This is a genomic window from Nocardia sp. NBC_00881, from assembly GCF_045207455.1.
Classification (GTDB): domain Bacteria; phylum Actinomycetota; class Actinomycetes; order Mycobacteriales; family Mycobacteriaceae; genus Nocardia.
Genome location: NZ_CP108798.1, coordinates 3,669,138 through 3,687,596 on the forward strand (window position 1 = coordinate 3,669,138; position 18,459 = coordinate 3,687,596).

17 protein-coding genes and 1 pseudogene are annotated in these 18,459 nt (G+C 66.2%); 6 read left to right on the forward strand and 12 right to left on the reverse strand.

Going from position 1 to position 18,459, the window contains the following annotated elements; all coding sequences use genetic code 11:
• Positions 1-723: 723 nt before the first annotated feature.
• Both OH799_RS15305 and OH799_RS15310 read right to left on the reverse strand, forming a co-directional pair.
• Positions 724-1,305 (reverse strand): GNAT family N-acetyltransferase, encoded by a 582-nt coding sequence (locus OH799_RS15305; protein WP_406280760.1) that lies wholly within the window; start codon positions 1,303-1,305, stop codon positions 724-726.
• A complete protein-coding gene (locus tag OH799_RS15310) occupies positions 1,302-2,615 on the reverse strand; it encodes a hypothetical protein (RefSeq protein WP_406280762.1) in 1,314 nt (437 codons plus the stop codon). The genes OH799_RS15305 and OH799_RS15310 overlap by 4 nt, the downstream gene beginning before the upstream one ends.
• A gap of 359 nt (positions 2,616-2,974) precedes the next feature.
• On the opposite strand from OH799_RS15310, the gene OH799_RS15315 reads away from it, so the two are divergent.
• Together OH799_RS15315 and OH799_RS15320 are read left to right on the forward strand one after the other, a co-directional pair.
• Complete coding sequence (locus OH799_RS15315) at positions 2,975-3,460, forward strand: DNA-directed RNA polymerase subunit beta (protein WP_406280764.1); 486 nt, start codon at positions 2,975-2,977, stop codon at positions 3,458-3,460.
• A gap of 4 nt (positions 3,461-3,464) precedes the next feature.
• A complete protein-coding gene (locus tag OH799_RS15320) occupies positions 3,465-3,905 on the forward strand; it encodes a hypothetical protein (protein ID WP_406280766.1) in 441 nt (146 codons plus the stop codon).
• A gap of 63 nt (positions 3,906-3,968) precedes the next feature.
• Here the strand turns inward: OH799_RS15320 and OH799_RS15325 are convergent, their stop codons facing one another.
• The 5 genes from OH799_RS15325 to OH799_RS15345 form a co-directional block, all read right to left on the reverse strand.
• Positions 3,969-4,724 (reverse strand): HNH endonuclease, encoded by a 756-nt coding sequence (locus OH799_RS15325; protein WP_406280768.1) that lies wholly within the window; start codon positions 4,722-4,724, stop codon positions 3,969-3,971.
• A 160-nt stretch (positions 4,725-4,884) separates the two neighbouring features.
• Positions 4,885-5,859: an acyl-CoA thioesterase gene (locus OH799_RS15330; protein ID WP_406282140.1), complete on the reverse strand. Its 975-nt coding sequence runs from the start codon at positions 5,857-5,859 to the stop codon at positions 4,885-4,887.
• A 245-nt stretch (positions 5,860-6,104) separates the two neighbouring features.
• Positions 6,105-6,956, reverse strand: a complete 852-nt coding sequence (locus OH799_RS15335; RefSeq protein WP_406280770.1) for a helix-turn-helix domain-containing protein — start codon at positions 6,954-6,956, stop codon at positions 6,105-6,107.
• A complete protein-coding gene (locus OH799_RS15340) occupies positions 6,953-7,489 on the reverse strand; it encodes a DUF6879 family protein (protein ID WP_406280772.1) in 537 nt (178 codons plus the stop codon). Before OH799_RS15340 ends, OH799_RS15335 begins: the two co-directional genes overlap by 4 nt.
• The gene (locus OH799_RS15345; RefSeq protein WP_406280774.1) at positions 7,467-7,793 is read right to left on the reverse strand and encodes a hypothetical protein; all 327 of its coding nucleotides are present in this window, start codon (positions 7,791-7,793) and stop codon (positions 7,467-7,469) included. The genes OH799_RS15340 and OH799_RS15345 overlap by 23 nt, the downstream gene beginning before the upstream one ends.
• A gap of 363 nt (positions 7,794-8,156) precedes the next feature.
• Here OH799_RS15345 and OH799_RS15350 point away from each other — a divergent pair, with 363 nt between their 5' ends.
• Positions 8,157-8,522 (forward strand): hypothetical protein, encoded by a 366-nt coding sequence (locus OH799_RS15350; RefSeq protein ID WP_406280776.1) that lies wholly within the window; start codon positions 8,157-8,159, stop codon positions 8,520-8,522.
• A gap of 363 nt (positions 8,523-8,885) precedes the next feature.
• Here OH799_RS15350 and ilvC read toward each other — a convergent pair whose 3' ends face one another.
• The 3 genes from ilvC to OH799_RS15365 all read right to left on the reverse strand — a co-directional run bounded on the left by ilvC (position 8,886) and on the right by OH799_RS15365 (position 12,532).
• Positions 8,886-9,887 (reverse strand): ketol-acid reductoisomerase, encoded by a 1,002-nt coding sequence (gene ilvC, locus OH799_RS15355; protein ID WP_357264383.1) that lies wholly within the window; start codon positions 9,885-9,887, stop codon positions 8,886-8,888.
• A 213-nt stretch (positions 9,888-10,100) separates the two neighbouring features.
• Positions 10,101-10,604, reverse strand: coding sequence for an acetolactate synthase small subunit (gene ilvN / locus OH799_RS15360; RefSeq protein WP_357264076.1), 504 nt, complete (start codon positions 10,602-10,604; stop codon positions 10,101-10,103).
• 8 nt (positions 10,605-10,612) lie between these two features.
• A complete protein-coding gene (locus OH799_RS15365) occupies positions 10,613-12,532 on the reverse strand; it encodes an acetolactate synthase large subunit (protein ID WP_406280779.1) in 1,920 nt (639 codons plus the stop codon).
• A 459-nt stretch (positions 12,533-12,991) separates the two neighbouring features.
• Between OH799_RS15365 and OH799_RS15370 the strand changes: the two genes are divergently transcribed.
• On the forward strand, positions 12,992-13,567 hold the full coding sequence (locus tag OH799_RS15370; protein WP_406280781.1) for a PH domain-containing protein: 576 nt from the start codon (positions 12,992-12,994) through the stop codon (positions 13,565-13,567).
• A 464-nt stretch (positions 13,568-14,031) separates the two neighbouring features.
• Positions 14,032-15,873 carry a dihydroxy-acid dehydratase gene (gene ilvD, locus OH799_RS15375; RefSeq protein WP_406280783.1) on the forward strand — a complete coding sequence of 614 codons (1,842 nt, stop codon included), beginning with the start codon at positions 14,032-14,034 and terminating at the stop codon, positions 15,871-15,873.
• Positions 15,874-16,042: 169 nt separating this feature from the next.
• Here ilvD and OH799_RS15380 read toward each other — a convergent pair.
• Together OH799_RS15380 and OH799_RS15385 are read right to left on the reverse strand one after the other, a co-directional pair.
• Positions 16,043-16,217 (reverse strand): annotated as a pseudogene (locus OH799_RS15380) (ATP-binding protein); the annotation flags it as partial.
• 13 nt (positions 16,218-16,230) lie between these two features.
• Complete coding sequence (locus tag OH799_RS15385; protein WP_406280785.1) at positions 16,231-17,100, reverse strand: DoxX family protein; 870 nt, start codon at positions 17,098-17,100, stop codon at positions 16,231-16,233.
• A 120-nt stretch (positions 17,101-17,220) separates the two neighbouring features.
• Here OH799_RS15385 and OH799_RS15390 point away from each other — a divergent pair, with 120 nt between their 5' ends.
• Positions 17,221-18,327, forward strand: coding sequence for a PQQ-dependent sugar dehydrogenase (locus OH799_RS15390; RefSeq protein ID WP_406280787.1), 1,107 nt, complete (start codon positions 17,221-17,223; stop codon positions 18,325-18,327).
• The last annotated feature ends 132 nt before the right edge of the window (positions 18,328-18,459 follow it).

Sequence of the window (18,459 nt, forward strand, 5' to 3'; positions counted from 1 at the left end):
GACAGCCCGACAAGCGGATCGTAGAGCACGAGCATCAACTCGGCCGGAATCGGCAGAGCGCCCAACGCCCTGAGAACAGTGCCCAACTCTTCCGGTGTCGACGACCGCAGGTCGGGTATCAGATGCCACCATCTAACGGGGCGATCGTCGACGACGATCGGCTTGACCACCGTCGATATGGGTTGAACTGTGGGAATACCGGAATTGTTGAGCCACCGTGAGACTCGCGACCTCAGCGCTGCTCGGCTTGCCGATCCTCGCGACAGTGCCATCGGCCATCGGTAGACAGTATTGGACCCATCACGAATCACCTCGACTCCCCGTGCGTCGATGCCCACCCTCTGGGCCGCCTTCGCCAGCACCTCGTAAGACGACATGGCGCCAGCAGAACTCACCGCGCCGCGCCAGGTGCTGAACAGCCGAGGAGTGCACATCTCAGCTCGCCGACTTCAGTCATCCGACGATGCGGCGCAGCAGCTTCGGCAAGGGTCCGCAGTTGATCCCGAATACGGTGCGACTGAAAGGCGGTTGCTTGCTGCGCTGCCTGCATGCCGATAGCTGCGGCGGCCCTCGGATCTCCCACCGCATCGCCAGCGTTGCCAACCGCATCATCGAGAACGTCCGTGGTCGCGGATAGTCGGAGCCCTGAAGCGCAACGGCTTGACCGATTCGCGGTGCACCAAATCGACCCTGCCCCGCGCCTGCGCCACGGACATCAACGCCTTACCCGTGCTGCCGAGGTGCGTCATGCGGCGGTGCTCCGGCCAACCGCCGAGCCATCTCGTCCATCACCGGCGACTCGGCAAAGGGTTGGTCTTGTCCGATCACCCGCCAGCCCCACGACTCATACGCTGCTCTGGCAGGGTTGCCGACGCGCACCAGCAGGTAAGCCAGTGGTTCCGGACGCTGGGATAGCAAAGCGTCGTGAATGATTCGCGCGAACCCACGGCCCTGCTGGTCGGGGTGTACGGCGAACTCGCGGAAGATGTAAACCGGTGCGCCGGTCGTAGCGGGAAGTAGTTCGGGATAGATCCGAACAGCCTTGTGCCACACAGCCCGAGGTCGGCCGTAAGGGGTGCCGAAGGCATAGCCGATCATGCGTCCGTCGATCCGTCCCGCGACCAATTCGAAACCTGGTATGGGGGCGTACATCTCTGCCAAGCGTATCCAGAATTTTTCGGGTGCGTACCACGGATTGTCCTGCTGGTCGCGGTGCGAGGCAAGGTAAACGACCTGGAGTTCTTCGGCGAATTCGAGCGTTTCGGCTGCGCTGTAGCGCGTGAGCTCCAGTGGGTCGGTAGTCATGACTCGATCGCCCGCTGAGCGCACAGGGCATCGTCCCGGAGAAGTTCGTGGAGTTCCCGGGCGGCTGGCGTGCGGCGCTGATCAGATGGCACCGCCGCAATCACTTGTTCTCCCAGCCCCATGACGAACCGGGTCCGGTGCTCGGTCGGCAGGCCGTCCAAGGTCGTCGTCGCGTATCGGGCGCCCTGGCTGGGATCTCCGCTGCGTACCAGGCACAAAGCGCGCTGGAGCTCGATCTGCACAGGCCCGCGCCGACTGTGCGGCGGGTACAGGTCGAGCGCCGCCGACTGTGCTCGTTCGGCCCGGCGGCTGTCGCCGAGGTGTGAGTAGACGAAGCTCTCCGCGAACCGGACTCGTTCCTCGGGGTACGCCCAGCAGTGCCATCCATGATCGTTGGTCATAGCGGAGGGCAAGGCGGCGAACGTCTCTCGAAGTGCGACCAAGGACGTCTCCGCCTCCTCCGCGCAACCGAGCAATGCGAACGACTGCGCGCGAGCGGCGAGCAGACTCGGTCGTCCCACTGTCGGACCGTCTGCTATCAGGTCGTCGGCCTTGCTGATGCCGTCGATGATGGCTTCCGGTGACTGCCCGTCGTAGATGGCTCGAATTGCTTTGCGTCCCCGGACATAGAGCATCGTCTGCCGGTCACCGGAGAAATCGGCCGCGTAGCGGGCCGTCCGCCACCATCGCATTGACACGCGTCGCTGGCCGAGATCGCCGACGGCCTGAGCCATGTAGTGACTCAGCAGAGCACCGATCTTGTACAGCTCCCGGCGCTGCTTGTGACCCGGCGATGTGCTCAGCGCCAGTTCGAGGCTCAGAACGTCGACCAACAGCATCTCGCGCAACTCGGTGGATGTGTCCGTAACGTAAGCGTCTCCGTACTCGCGGACGACCTCGTTCCAGTCATCGAGATCTACCGAGACATCGGAAATGCCCCGATTGAGCCCATGCCGAGCCGACTCCAACCCGAGCGTCGCACCGACACCGGCGGCCGAAGCGCTGAGTAGGAAGGTTCGGCGGAGCACGTCGTCAACCTCTTTCCCTGCGCTCGGCAGGAACGTCGGCGGATCATTCGTATCTGACTCCATGCTATCGGGGCCCGTCTGACGCGCAGCTTGGCGGAAGCCGAGTTCGGCGTCCGTCGCGATGCCGAGAACAGCCCTCAACCCTGCACGGTAATCAGGGTTGGGCCAGCGGAACACCCCGCGCTCCAACTTGCCGATGTAGTTGCCGGACAACTGGACAACCCGACCGGTCCGCCGGTACACCCAGGCGTTCACCGCGTCGGCCAGTTCCGCGCGCGACAACGGGTGTCCTGTCGATTCTGAACGGATTCGCACTCTCGCGGCGCTGAGCTGGTGATTCGGTTCGTACAACCCCGCCGTCCCCCTCATCGGCAACCTTGACCCCGGAATCATCCCACCCAGCTGGGACGTCCGCCGCCAAACTGGTCTGCCCTCCCTCGCACCTCCCCTTGCCCTCCCCCGAATGAGCGTTCCCACAACCCCACGCCGAGACGGAATCTGGCTACAGCACCCGACGACGAGTCGCACCGCTCTCTGGCGTCGGGTCTCTTTCCTCGATCGGAGCGAGCAAGGAGGGGCAGGGAAATGGGTTGGTTCGACGAGATACGACGGCATGAGGCACGAAACAGGGAGCACAGCTCGTGAACGACGATGTCACCGAGGACTTTCCGGTCATTTCCGCCGACACCCTGGCGTCGCGGTGCCGGTTCTATCGAGAGGTCTGCGGGCTGCCGGCGCGAGTACAACCGGAACTCCAACAGCTCTTCATCCCCTCGGGCAGCGTCGGCGCCATCACCGTTCCCGCGAAGCTCGGTGCTGCCGTGAAAGGGAACATGCAGGCGTGCGGTGTGCAGCTCGGCCCAATCGTCTCGCACCCTCGGTCGAAGCGATGGACATTCCTCATACGTCCCGACGTCCCCGACGACGAACTTGCTTTGTTCGGAGAACTGTTCCGCCTCAATGCGTCTGTCGCCCGCCTCGGTGCCCAAATCGCACTCCCGTCGCCGACCGACCGGCACGGGTTTCGTGTGTGGGTACAGCCGCCGCGCGACAGCTACCGTCCGTCCGGGCTGGCCGTCATCAGAGCCATCCGCACATGTGCCGGACCTCGGGAATTTGGTCGGTAGAACCGTGAGCGACGAGACGCACACCACCGAACGGGACGGCGTAGCAGCCACATGGTTCATAGATAGCGGAGTGATCCGCGTGGTCAGTGTTCAGCATCAGGACGGCACGACTATCCAGCGTCCCGGCGCGCCGTCGCTGGGAGAATGCTTCGGCCTGATGCCGCGCACGCTGTGGGACCGAATCCGCTACGAGTACGAGTCACCTGGATACGAGACATGGCCACGTTCGATAGCGTCAGAGTCGCCGCGTCCAGATGAGCGCGACATACATCTGTCGGTCCGACTCCATGACGCTCGAATGGATTTCGCCGCCTGCTTTACCGCCGCGTTGGTGTTCATGCAGGACTGGCAAACCCATCATGGTCCCGACGCCGTGGCGATCGTCCCCGGCGATGCCGCAGGACTACCGCGACTGCCGAACGAGCGCCTCTACCTCGAACCCTGAACACGTGCACTCCTGACCCCCTAGGTCGGGTCAGGAGCACATGGTTGTCAAATGCGAAACCAATCAGTCTTCGGCGGAGGGCCTCTGCGATGACTGCAAGTTTAGTAGCTCACGCAGCTCGTTCGGCTGGAGCCAACGGGGGCCACGATGGATCATTCGGTGACAGTTCGAGCACAAGAGGATCAGATCCGCCGGCTTTGTCTTCGTTTCGCCGGACACGTGAAGCGGAACGACGTGGTGGCATTCGATGTAGCCGACTCCGTGCTCACCGTATACAGCTTCGAAATCGAAAGAGCAGATCTCACACCGGACTCGGCCCTCTTGCTGCACAAACGTGGCGATCTTCTTGTCGCGCAAGCGACGATCGCGTTCCCGACGGAAGTACCGAGCTGCCAGTAGACGACCCTCTCGAACTTCCACGTCCTCGAGAAACGCTATGTCCCAACTCCCATCGGTGGATTGTTTCGCGAACCCATCCGTTTGCGCAGCCTTCCGGATAGCCTCAGCCACAACATGCATCTCCCCCGGCGAAGCCCGGAAGTCCTCTACAACTTCGGGATCGAGCTTCGAACCGTGTGTGCCTGCACCTGTGTAGGCCGGGTGAACGGAGGCCAAGTTGGTCGTCTTGCGGGAGACGCTATCGATACTGCGGAACCGATCGCTTCTGCGTTCCGGCGGATGGATCGGCAGAGCCCGGAGCAGTGCTGATAGCTCCACAACCCGGGGATCGTTCTGCCGCAGTTCATGCCAATCGTTCTGCATCACCAGATCACAGGCCAGAATTAGCTCGTCCCGTGTCCAGGGCGGATCCGCCACCATGTGAATCAGGATAGCTTCAAGTTCACGATCGTTCAGTCACCAATACACCGCGTCGTAATCGCCGAGCAACCAGCGCATCGATGACTACGGCGGACCGCGCGGTCCCGGATGCCCGCCGCCGGACGCGACCTACACCTCTAACGGGTTCTACGTCCTTGCATCACCGATGCACGGGTACCCGGAAATGACTGGGTTCGGCATCAGCTGGCATGACGCTCGCCGGGGTGAACGGCTCGACCAGCGAACGCAATTCGACAAGATGCCGGGCGTGTGCGTCGAGCGCTTGATCTTCCTCGGAGACCGGCGTCCATTGCCGCGCGGCCAGCGCTTTTCCGTCGTTGTCCACCGCGACAACCACGGCGAGACCGTGTGCGGCCAGCGCGGGTTCGTCGGAATAGGTGTCGGTGGAGGTCACGTGCACACTCATGTGCATGCTGCGCGGGCCGGTATGGATCAGCCGGGCGGTGACCTCGACGACGTGGCCGATGACGATCGGCCGGTAGAAGCGGATTCCGCCGAAGTAGGACGTGATGACGCGTTGTCCGGACCAATCGGCGCCGCACACGTAGGCGGCCTCGTCGATCCACCGCATCGTCCGGCCACCATGAACCTTGCCGCCCCAGTTGATGTCCGAGGGCGCTGCCAGGAACCGCAGCGTGGCGCTCGGCGCGGTGCCGGCGGCTGTGTAGCGCTGCGCGGCCATCGCCTCCTCGATGTGTTTGCGCACCGAAATCCTTGCCTGCGCTTGCCGATGCCGCTGCAGCTCGAGGATTGTTGTCGGATTCCATTGCGGCACTTCGACGGTGCGCCGATCGTCATCGACCGCGACGAAGATCGTGAGACATTGGGCCGACTGCACCGGCTTCACCCGCGTGGGATCGGTGGAATAGACGGTGACGAGGATGTGCATGCTGGTGCGCCCGGTGTGGACCAGATTCGCATGCAATTCGACCAGCTCACCGACCGCGATCGGCCGGTCGAGATGTATGTTGCCGACATAGGCCGTGACGCAGTAGCGGCCACTCCACTGCGCCGCCGCCGCGTAGGCGACCTTGTCGATCCATTCGAGAAGTTTGCCACCGTCGACCGATCCCACGATGCCGGCGTCGGCAGGTTTGACGAGAAAGCGGTGGATCGCCTCGGGACGCCGACCAGCCGAGGCCGGACTCGGGACGGTTGTGGTGGGGTCGAGATTCGTCGAGTTGGGCAAGGTTCACAATCCGTTCGGGCAGAGAATCTTCGTATACCTGACCCCGTTGTCTCGAAGAACCTTAGGCCCCCGCGCCACTACGAGCGAGTAACGAGCAGGCGCCCACCGCGACCTACTGTGCGGCCTTCTGCGATTCTTCGAATTCGCGGCTTCGTCCGGATCCGGCGCCGTTATGAGCTTCGGGTAGTGATCTGCTGCTGTGCGGTGGTGATGAGGGCGCGGGCCTGATCGCCGAAGACGGCGTGTTCGTAGAGTCCGGTCCAGGCTTTTTCGTAAAGCGTCAGTTCGGAGGGGGTGGTGATGGTGAGTTCGGCGCTGATCGTTTCGACGAGGGCGGTGCGGCGGTCGAGCAGATCGAATGAGGTAGTGGTGTAGATGAATCCGGTGCCGGCCGGGACGACGCCGAGGATGAGGCGGGGGTTGCCGAATCCGGTGTCGAGCAGATGCTGGAGTTGGTCGGTCATGACGGTGGTGTCGCCGACGTGGGTGTGGAGGGCGGACTGGTCGACGAGCTGCACGAGTCGGTGGTCGCCTCGGCGCAGCACGCGCTGGCGGGCCAGGCGCGCGGCTACGGCGTCGTCGAGGTCGTCGTGCGTGCCGAGGAACCGAATACACTGGCTGAGAACGGCTTTCGCGTAAGACTCGGTCTGCAATAGGCCGGGGATGAGCACCATGCTGTAGGTGCGCAGCGAGCGGGCGCGCCCCTCGAGGTCGGCGCCGCGACGCTGACGGCGGGCGTGCCCTCCAGCGGTGATCCGCCGCCATTCCTGCCATTGGGCATCAACGTTCTGGAGGGCCGCGACGAGGTCGGGTAGCGCGAGTTCGGCATCGCACAGCCGGCACCACACCGCGAGATCGTCGCGGCTGGGGCGTTGTTTGCCGAGCTCGACGCGGGACGTTTTCGACCAGTGCCATCCGGCGGCGGTGGAGAATTCGCGTCCGTCCAAGCCCTTGGCGCGGCGTAGTTCGCGCAGTCGGGCACCGAGGGCTTGGCGGGCACGATCAACCCCGGTCGCGGTCATGGGTACCTGCCGAGGAGGTAGTGCTCGTATGGGGTTGCCGCCGCCCACACGCGGTCACGGATAGCGATCGCGGCGCGCAGCTGGCGCGGCTCGCTGGTGATGGCCGCGCCGATCCAGCGGCCGCGCTCGTCGAACAGGCTGTAGGCGACAGTGTGGGTATCCAGCAACCAGAAGTCCTCGGCAACAGCGTCATCCGGGTCGGCCTGGGCGCGCGTGAGGTAGCGCAAATCTTCACCGGCATCGACGTTGTAGCGGCCAAGGGCAAGGAGGTAGCGGGTGTAGGTGGTGTGCGGGACGGTGACGATGCGGGCGCGCCGCACTGCGACGCCACGCCCGGTCATCGCCCGCACCTGCCGCGTCCAGGGGGTGAACCAGTCGCCGCCGGGGTCGCGGGCTTCGTTGCCTCGCCAGGCGGCGAAAGACTCGGTCTCGGTCTCCGCGTCGTAGTCGTCTGCGGTTTCGAGATGGAACGCCAGCTGCTCGGCGCGGCCGAGCAGCTGATCGAAGCGCTCACCCGGCTCGATGCGGATCATCCCGGGTCACCTCTCGCGCGATCGGCACTTCCACCGCCGCCTCATGCCCGGGGATCTTCATCGTCGCTAGCGCTTCCGGGTCGATGACCGGCGCGCCGGTAAGCAGGAACGTGCCGTGCCCCGTGTCGACGAGCCCGGCCACAGCCGTGCCCGGCTCGGTGTGGACCAACAGCCGGTGCGGGATCTCGACCTGATCGCTGCGGTCGGTCTTCCACCCTTGGACGGCGAAAGTGTCGCGGTCGGTGGCATATAGCCGCGGTGAGCCTTGCCCGCCGGACGGACCGCCGAGGAATCGAACCTGCATGATAAGGGCTCCCTTATAGCGCGTTGTGTGCATGGATATTGCACTCATCGTGGCGGGAGCATAGGCCGATGTCACCGGTGCGCGCACTTTCACGCACTCGGCTGGCCTCCGGTCGGGGTCGCCCCGTACGGTCCGACAGGCACCCTGGACCGGTTGCGTCTACGGGCACGGTGTCGCGTCCACGAGAGCGGACGCGATAGGTCCGGCGCAACCCGGCCCCGGGTCGCCGTCCGTCGACGGAGGGAGCGTGGCCGTGCTGGACCTGCTGCTCGTGTTTACCTTGGGCGTGCTACTCGGAGGCGTGATCGGCTGTTGCACCACCGGCGCCCGCACACACGTTGCGGTACCCGCTCCGGGTGAGCGGTGACCCGCCGGATCGCGGTCGGCTACATGCTGGCCCACGCCACCCCCGCGCGGCAAAGCCACGCCGAGCAACGCATCCGATCCGTGGCCTGCAAGCACGGCTTCCAGTTGGTGCGCACCGTCGTGATCGGGCCCCGCATGGACCGGCCGATCGGGCGCCTGCTAGATGCCATCGATTGCCTGCACGCCGCCGCGGCCGCGAAAGGTCGGCCGAAGCCGAGCGTCCTGGTCATCACCCCCGACCTGGAGCACGTCGACAAACGACCTGCCACCATCTGCCAGGTCGCCGACCTGCTTACCGTGCACCCCGAACGGCTGTGGACCCGCGAACGCTCCAGCGGCCAGGCCATCCCGGTCGACCTGTAGTCGCCGCGCCGGCTCGGCCCGCTCTACCAGTTCCGCCAGACCGGCCTGTTCGGCAGTAGCTAGAAGCCATTCGGCATGACTGGACCGGTACCTGGCAGGTGCCGGGCCGTTGTCATGCGACGCCCTCGAACACTCCGATTCCGGAGCGGGCTACCGTGCGTGGACAGCCGGAGAATCAGGCGGCTCAGGATCGGGCGATCACACGTGCTGGTACGACCACTCAACGAGCAGATGCCATCTCATGCAGCGACCCGAGAAGGTCTACCGCCTCCGACCGTGGCCACGGGAAGGCCAGGAAGGCCCGTTCCTTCTCGAGGAACGGGCCTTCCAGATCGTGTGCGCCGCAAGCGCGAAGGTGAAACCTCAGGCGGTTTCGGTGATCGGACGATCCACCCAGCTCATCAGGCCGCGCAGCTTGGCGCCGGTAACCTCGATCGGGTGCTCGGCGTTCTGCTTGCGCAGCGCCTCGAGCTCCTTGTTACCGCCCTCGACATTGGCGACGAGGCGCTTGACGAAGCTGCCGTCCTGGATGTCCTTCAGGATGTCCTGCATACGCTTCTTGGTGTCGGCGTCGATGACCCGCGGGCCGGACAGGTAGCCACCGAACTCGGCGGTGTCGGACACCGAGTAGTTCATGCGCGCGATGCCGCCCTCGTACATCAGGTCGACGATCAGCTTGAGCTCGTGCAGAACCTCGAAGTAGGCCATCTCCGGCGCGTAGCCGGCTTCGACCATGACCTCGAAACCGGTCTTGACCAGTTCCTCGGTACCACCGCAGAGCACGGCCTGCTCACCGAACAGGTCGGTCTCGGTCTCTTCCTTGAAGGTGGTCTTGATGACGCCCGCGCGGGTGCCGCCGATGCCTTTGGCGTAGGACAGCGCAAGCGCCTGGCCCTCGCCCTTCGGGTCCTGGTCGATGGCGATCAGGGCCGGAACGCCCTTGCCGTCGACGAACTGGCGGCGCACGAGGTGGCCGGGGCCCTTCGGCGCGACCATGCCGATGGTGACGTTGGCCGGCGGCTTGATCAGTCCGAAGTGGATGTTGAGGCCGTGGCCGAAGAACAGCGCGTCGCCGTCCTTCAGGTTCGGCTCGATGTCATTGGTGAAGATCGACGCCTGCGCGGTGTCGGGCGCGAGCACCATGATGACGTCTGCCCACTCGGAGACCTCGGCCGGAGTGCCGACGGTCAGGCCCGCCTCCTCGGCCTTCGGACGCGACTTCGAACCCTCCGCGAGGCCGACCCGGACCTCGACGCCGGAGTCGCGCAGGCTCAGCGAGTGCGCGTGGCCTTGGCTGCCGTAGCCGATGACAGCGACCTTGCGGCCCTGGATGATCGACAGGTCGGCGTCGTCGTCATAGAACATCTCGACTGCCACTGTGGTTGGTTTCCCTTCTGGAGGATCGTCCCCGCAGGAGCGGGGGCACACCGTGCTTGACGCAGGTGATGGATTTGTACTGTTTCGGATCAATCGGATCCCCCCGCGCGTACGCGGGGAGCGCCGTACGCCGACCGTAGATCGAAGCCAGACTAGCGCGTCGCCGTGGTAGCGGGTCCTCGCGTCCGGGGACCGTGCGACCTAGCGCGTCGCCGTGATCGACTTCGGACCGCGGCCGACGGCCACCACGCCGGACTGCACTATCTCTCTCACGCCGTACGGTTCGAGCATGCGCAGCAGCGCGTCGAGCTTGGACCGTGTGCCGGTCGCCTCGACGGTGAGCGCGTCCGGGGACACGTCGATCACCTTGGCGCGGAACAGCGTGACGGCCTCGATCACCTGCGTCCGCACGCTGGCGTCGGCGCGCACCTTCACCAGGATCAGTTCGCGAGCCACCGAGCTGTCGGCGTCCTGCTCTACGATCTTGATGACGTTCACCAGCTTGTTGAGCTGCTTGGTGACCTGTTCGAGCGGCAAGTCCTCGACGGTAACGACGATGGTCATGCGCGAGACCTCGGGCAGCTCGGTGCCGCCGACCGCCAGCGACTCGATGTTGAAGCCGCGGCGGGAAAACAGGGCAGCCACGCGCGCCAGCACGCCCGGTTTGTCCTCGACGAGAACGCTGAGGGTGTGGGTGGTACTCATCCGTCCGTTCACCTGTTCTTCTCGTGCGCCATCGCCGCGTCGATGACGGCGGGCTCGACGGCCTCCTCGTCCTCGTCGAACAACGGGCGGATGCCGCGAGCGGCCATGATCTCGTCGTTGCTGGTGCCCGCGGCGACCATCGGCCACACCTGCGCGTCCTTGCCGACGATGAAGTCGATCACCACGGGGCGGTCGGTGATGGACTGGGCTTCCCGGATGGCGGACTCCACGTCCTCTTCGCGCTCGACTCGGATGCCGTAGCAGCCGAGGGCTTCCGCGAGCTTCACGAAGTCGGGGATCCGCAGGGTGTGCGTGCCCAAGTCGGTGTTGGAGTAGCGCTCCTGGTAGAACAGCGTCTGCCACTGCCGGACCATGCCGAGGTTGCCATTGTTGATCAGCGCGACCTTGATCGGGACGCCCTCGACCGCGCAGGTGGCCAGCTCCTGGTTGGTCATCTGGAAACAGCCGTCACCGTCGACCGCCCACACCTCGGAATTCGGCATACCCATCTTGGCACCCATGGCGGCCGGGACGGCGTAGCCCATGGTGCCGAGACCGCCGGAGTTCAGCCAGGTGCGCGGCTTCTCGTACTTGATGAACTGGGCGGCCCACATCTGGTGCTGGCCGACACCCGCGCAGTAGATCGCGTCGGGACCGGCCAGGCGGCCCAACGCCTCGATGACGAACTCCGGCGACAGCGACCCATCGGCGGGCGGGGTCCAGCCCAGCGGGTACGCGGCGCGGATGCCATCGAGGTAGGTCCACCACTCGTCCAGCGACAGCAGCGGCGCGTCGCCCAACGCCGGATCGGCCTTCAGCGTCTCGATCAGCTCGACGATCACCTCCCGGCAGTCGCCGACGATCGGGACGTCGGCGTGCCGGTTCTTGCCGATCTCGGCCGGGTCGATATCGGCGTGGATGACCTTGGCGCCGGGGGCGAAGGAATCCAGCTGGCCGGTGACGCGGTCGTCGAAGCGGGCGCCGAGGGTGATCAGCAGATCCGACTTCTGCAGTGCCCCAACCGCGCCCACGGTACCGTGCATGCCTGGCATGCCCATGTTCAGCCGGTGGCTGTCCGGAAAGGCGCCGCGCGCCATCAGTGTGGTGACCACCGGGATGCCGGTCAGTTCGGCCAGCTCCAGCAGCTCGGACGAGGCGTCGGCCTTGATCACGCCGCCGCCGACGTACAGCACCGGCGCCTTGGATCCCATGATCATCCGCGCGGCCTCGCGCACCTGCTTGCCGTGTGGTTTGGTGACCGGACGGTAGCCGGGGAGCCGCATCTCCGGCGGCCAGCTGAAGGTGGTCTGCGCCTGCAGCACGTCCTTGGGAATGTCGACGAGCACGGCGCCGGGGCGGCCGGACGCGGCGATATAGAACGCCTCCGCGATGATTCTCGGGATGTCGACGGCCTCGGTGATCAGGAAGTTGTGCTTGGTGATCGGCATGGTGATGCCGGAGATGTCGGCTTCCTGGAACGCGTCCGTGCCGATCAGGCTGCGGCCGACCTGGCCGGTGATGGCCACGATCGGGACCGAGTCCATCTGCGCGTCGGCGATCGGGGTGACCAGGTTGGTCGCGCCGGGACCAGATGTGGCCATGCACACACCGACCTTGCCGGTGGCCTGCGCGTAACCGGTTGCCGCGTGGCCGGCGCCCTGCTCATGCCGGACGAGGACATGCCGCACCTTGGAGTCGAACAGCGGGTCGTACAGCGGGAGAATCGCACCGCCTGGAATGCCGAATACTGTGTCGACGCCGAGCTCCTCGAGCGACCGGACGACCGACTGCGCACCGGTGACCCGCTCGGGCGGGGCCTGGCGGCGGTTGGCCGCGGACGTCGCGTTGGCAGCGGGCGATGCCTGCTGATTCGCCGAAGGCGCTGGCCTGCGGGCCGAAGGCCCGGGCCGTGCGGTAGGTGCGCTCACCGTCTTCGTTCCTTACTGGTAGTCGTTATGACCCCGGATTTTGTGCCTCGCTGCGCGGGACGGACGACATCCAGCCCTCGTAAAGAGCACCTGGACGGCCGCCCGGCCACCGCAAACGCGGTGTCTTGCGCCTCGCCATGTCGAACAATTATCCGAACATAAAAAAGCCCCCGTCAGCACAGGGCTGAACGAGGGTGGCGCGTCGCAACGCGAGCTGACGTATTCGACTCAGAGTGTCAGGCTCAACGCTGCACGCGCCGGCCGATTACGAGCAACTCGTTTCGGTTCACGCGCACGACGTTAAGCGGGTGTGAACCGAAGAGTCAAACAGATGACCTATGGCGTCCCATTATGTGGGACAGTGCGGTTGCTTGTGTCCGTTCACCTGGATGCGAGGATGGTGGTGTGTCATCACCGCATCAGTCCGTGCCACCTACTGAATCGTCCCATACGCCCGCCGTGGGAGCGGAGACGGGTAGCGCCCCGACCACTCGTGTGATCCGCATCCCACGACTTGCCTTCCTCGGCGTATTCATCCTGCTGATGTGCGTATTCTTCCCGTTCGTCGGCTGGCCGGCCGGGCTCTGGTGGCTGTTGCTGATCCCCGTAATCGTGCTGGTATGGGTGCTGCGGACACAGACCTCCATATCGGACGCGGGACTGGACCTACGGACGCTGTCGGGATCCCGCCATCTGGATTGGGCACAGGTCAAGGGTGTGCGGATCCCGAAGCGTGGATACGTGCTCGCCGATCTGACCGACGGCACCGAAGTGAAGTTGCCCGCGGTGAGCTTCGACCGGTTGCGCGATCTGGTGGCGGCGTCCAACGGGCGGATTCCGAATCCGTTCGCAGGGCCGGAGGAGACCGAGGAGCCTGAGGAGGCCGGCTCCACCGTCGAGCCCGCAGCCGAGGAAGTGGCCGAGTCCGCTGCGACCACGGCCGTGGTCGCGGAGGACGAACCGAGGACCAACGGGGTCGCGAAGACTTCCGAAACCGAGAACGCCGATACCACGGGCGGCGATAAGCACCCATAAGGCCGCACGGGCCACCGGGGCGCGGAGCATCGCGACCGTCAGCAGCGTCACACGGCGGAACATCTTCCGACGGTAGCGAGTTGCGGTCAGGTGATGGGATGATCTCATCGGGAGCACCGATCCTCGTTCTCACCCATCGCCCGGCGGCGGTCCGGCACCTCCGGCAACACCGTCAGCGCCGACCACACCCCCATCGGCGACTCATCGAAACCCGGGCTGACACCGAGACCTACCGTATGGCTGCCGCACGGGCGACGCGACCGGCAGGTAGACGCACTCACCCGCGGAGTAACGTGGGAGCGCCGCCGAGCAAACTCTGCGCAGTCGCAATGAGCGCTTGGACGCACGTCTTCCGGCCACCGCACAAAGCGCTTGGACGGACGTCCGGCCACCGCAAAGAGCGCTTGGACGGACGGACGTCCGGCCACCGCACAACAGCCCCCCGCGACCCGAGGACCATCGAAATGCCACCGCTTCGTTCCCGAACCACGACCATCGGCCGCAACGCCGCGGGTGCCCGCGCGCTTTGGCGGGCCACCGGTATGACCGACTCCGACTTCGGCAAGCCGATCGTCGCGATCGCGAACTCCTACACCCAGTTCGTGCCCGGCCATGTGCACCTGAAGAACGTCGGCGAGATCGTGGCCGACGCGGTGCGCGCCGCCGGTGGGGTACCGCGCGAGTTCCACACCATCGCCGTCGACGACGGAATCGCCATGGGCCACGGCGGCATGCTCTACTCGCTGCCCTCGCGCGAGATCATCGCAGACTCGGTGGAATACATGGTGAACGCGCACACCGCCGACGCGCTGGTGTGCATCTCGAACTGTGACAAGATCACGCCGGGCATGTTGAATGCCGCCATGCGCCTGAACATTCCGACGGTGTTCGTCTCCGGCGGGCCGATGGAGGCGGGCAAAGCCGTGGTCGTGGGCGGTGTCGCGCAGGCGCCGACCGACCTGATCACCGCGATCTCCGCGAGCGCGAATCAGGCGGTGTCCGAAGAGGGTTTGAGCGAGGTCGAGCGTTCCGCGTGTCCGACCTGCGGCTCGTGTTCGGGCATGTTCACCGCGAACTCCATGAACTGCCTCACCGAGGCGCTGGGCCTCGCACTGCCCGGCAACGGCTCCACGCTGGCGACGCACGCCGCCCGCCGGGCATTGTTCGAGAAGGCGGGCACTGTCGTGGTGGACATCGCCAATCGCTGGTACCGCGCGGACGATGCCTCGGTGCTGCCGCGAAACGTGGCAGATGCCAAGGCTTTCCGAAACGCGATGGCGCTGGACGTCGCGATGGGCGGCTCGACCAACACCGTGCTGCACACGCTGGCCGCCGCGCAGGAAGGCGAGATCGACTTCGATCTGCACACCATCGAGGAGACCAGCCGCCGGGTGCCCACCCTGTCGAAGGTGTCGCCCAACTCCGACTACCACATGGAGGATGTGCACCGGGCCGGCGGCATCCCCGCCATCCTGGGCGAGCTCCGTCGGGCCGGTCTGCTGGAAACCGACGTCACCACGGTGCACACCAAGAGCTTCGACGAGTGGCTCGACACCTGGGACATCCGCTCCGGCAAGGCCTCCGAGGAAGCTCTCGAGCTGTTTCACGCCGCGCCGGGCGGTGTGCGCACCACCGAGCCATTCTCCACCGAGAATCGCTGGTCGTCACTGGACACCGATGCCGAAGGCGGCTGCATTCGCGACCTGGCGCACGCCTACACGAAGGAGGGCGGTCTTGTCATTTTGCGTGGCAACGTCGCTCCAGACGGCGCGGTGCTGAAGACCGCGGGCATCGATGAGGAGCTGTTCTCCTTCCAGGGCCCCGCGGTCGTCGTGGAGTCGCAGGAAGAGGCCGTGTCGGTCATCCTCGGCAAGAAGATCCAGCCCGGCGACGTGATCGTCGTCCGCTACGAGGGTCCCTCGGGTGGCCCCGGTATGCAGGAGATGTTGCACCCCACCGCTTTCCTGAAGGGCTCGGGGCTCGGCAAGCAGTGCGCGCTGATCACCGACGGCCGTTTCTCCGGCGGCACCTCGGGCCTGTCGATCGGCCACATCTCCCCCGAGGCGGCGAGCGGCGGCGTCATCGGCCTGGTGGAGAACGGCGACCAGATCCGCATCGACGTCACCACACGTACACTCGAGGTCCTCGTCGATGACGCCGTCCTCGCCGAGCGCCGCGCAAAAATGGACACCTCCGAACGCCCTTGGCAGCCGGTCAACCGCGATCGTCCGGTCACCACCGCCCTCCGCGCCTACGCCGCGTTGGCGACCTCGGCCGACAAGGGTGCCGTCCGCCGCATACCGTAACCCCTACGGAACAGCGTTCGCGCCTATTGCTGCGGCGTTACCGCAAGCCGAAATCGTCCGCATACCCGGCCAGGGACACCTCGCTCACGCTCAGGCACCAGATGTCCTGGCCCGGCATATCGCCGCCGCGGTGACCGCCCAGTCGATGTCGCGCCCATCATGCAGCTGACTATTTCTGGCTGCGGGTATGGGTGAGCCGGTAGGAGTCGGTGCCGGTCTCGATGATGTTGCCGCCCGAAGGTCAAGCGATCGACGATTGCGGCGCAGAGCCTGGGGTCGGTGAACGTCTTCGGCCACGATGAGAAGCTCTCGTTCGAGGCGATCGCGACGCCGGCCTTCTCCTCGAGGCGGGAGCACTCAGTCGAAGGGCTTGATGCCGATGAGCGGGTTGCCGCCGTGTAGGTACCAGAAGGTGCCTACCGCGGCGGCTATAGCGAGCAGGAGGACGACGAAGGAGCCCGCGGAGGGGCGGGTGGCCCAGCCACGGTTGCGGTCGAAGGACCAGCGGCCGGGGCCGGTCAGAATGATGACGGCGGAGATGCCCGCGAGGATGCTCTCCAGTTCGACCGAGCCCGGGCCCGCTTTGTACTGGAATCCGGGGGCCATGCCTTGCTTCGAGGCCCATGCGTCCAGGATCACCGCGAGGACCGCGCCTGCGGCCAGCGGCGTCGCCAGGCCGAGGACAAGCAGCGCGCCGCCGCCGACCTCGCCGGCCGTGACCAGGATGGTCGACACCGTCGGTCGGTCCCACCCGCTGAACTCCATCATGTCGCGGGTCCCGTCCAGGCCGGAGCCGTGGAACCAGCCGGTGAGCTTCTGCAGCCCGTGGTAGAGGAAGGTGCCACCGACTACCAACCGCAACAGGAACAAGCCGAGATCGAGTGTGCCACGGCGGTCCTCGTCGGTGCGCCGACGCAGCCTGCCGGTGTCGTTCGGCGGGTTCGCGGCAGGCGGGATGCTCGCGTACCCGTAGGACGCGGGCGCTTCGGCTCTTTCGCCCGGTGTCGGGACCTGCGGGTCGAGCCCGAGTTCGTCGTCGGTGCGCGGGACATCCTTGGTGAGCAAGGGGCGCTTGGACGGATCCACCGGAGGGAACTGCTCGGTCGGCGAATCGAACGGACTGCTCACTCCTCGACCGGTGGACGACACCGCCGACTGATGGGCCGTGGACGGCGCGGCGTCCTCGACCCGCGAAGGTTCGGGGGTGTCTTTCGGCTTGTCGGTCACGGCCAACACCCTATGCCGCGGCGCGTTACCGCGGGGCGTGTGCGAGGCACGGCGTGTCAGTGCGCGCGCAACACCCCCCGGCGCGGGCGCGCGTGACGGTATTTCCGTAACGTCTGAGCTATGAGTTTGGTTGTCGTGGGCCGCGTCGCGGCGAGCTTGGCGCTCGGCTCCGCCCTGTTGACCGGTTGCGCCCGGTTCGACGATTCGGCGTCCAGCCCGTTCACCCCGGAACCGACATTGCACGGGGCCGAAATCGACCCGAAGAAGCCGAGCCAGCCACCCACCTCGACCACCCGGCCGAGCGGGCCGTGCATCGATCCGGACCCGGCGGTGGTGGCCACCTGCCTGGACACCACCGGCGGGCTGGTCATCCTCGGCGACGGCGCCCTGGTCGCCGAGCGACGGACCGGACGCATTCTCAAGGTGGTCCCGGAGCAGCAACCGGTGGAGATCGCCGAACTGGCCGTGGACGGTTCGACCGACGGCGGGCTCAGCGACATCGCACTCTCCCCCACCTATCGGGAAGACGGGCTGATGTACGCCTACATCACCACCGCCAGCGACAACCGGGTGGTCCGCATCGCGGAGGGCGGTCCGCCGAAGGACATTCTCACCGGAATCCCGAAGGGCTCCAGCGGAAATCGTGGCGCGATCGAGTTCGCCTCGCCCGACCAGATGCTCGTGCTGACCGGGAACGCGGGCGACCCGGGGGCCGCGGCCTCCACCTCCTCGCTCGCGGGCAAACTGCTGCGTGTGAACTCTCCGGCAGCAGGCCGGACGCCGGCTCCCGAGATCGCTGTCTCGGGTATCGGGATCGTCGGGGACGTATGCCACGCCGGCGCGGACAGCATCTGGATCACCGACCGCACCCCCACTGAGGACCGGCTGCAGCGGGTCGACGGCGCAGGCGCGGTCACCACCGCATGGACCTGGCCCGACCGGCCCGGTGTCGCCGGTTGCGCGGCAGCCGTCGACGGTGTCGCGATCTCGCTGACCCGCGCGAAAGCCCTCGCCATTGCGGCCGCGGACCCGACCACCCATGCGGTCACCGCGGCGCCGACCTTGCTGGCGCAGGATAAGTACGGGCAGCTCGGCGGCGCGGCGGCCGGCGCCGACGGCACCGTCTGGGTAACCACGGTCAACAAGACCGACGGACAGCCGGGCCCGTTCGACGACCGCGTCATCCGCATCCCACCGCCACAGGCCGGTGGCGGCGGACCGGACTGAGTTCGATTTGCGATGTTCGATTGGCAGCGCCGCAGGCGCTGCCAATCGAACACAGCGCGGACAATCGATACTGCGTGTGCCTCCCGACGCAAACCGCTACGGCCCACTCCCGCTTCCGAGCGCAGCGAGACC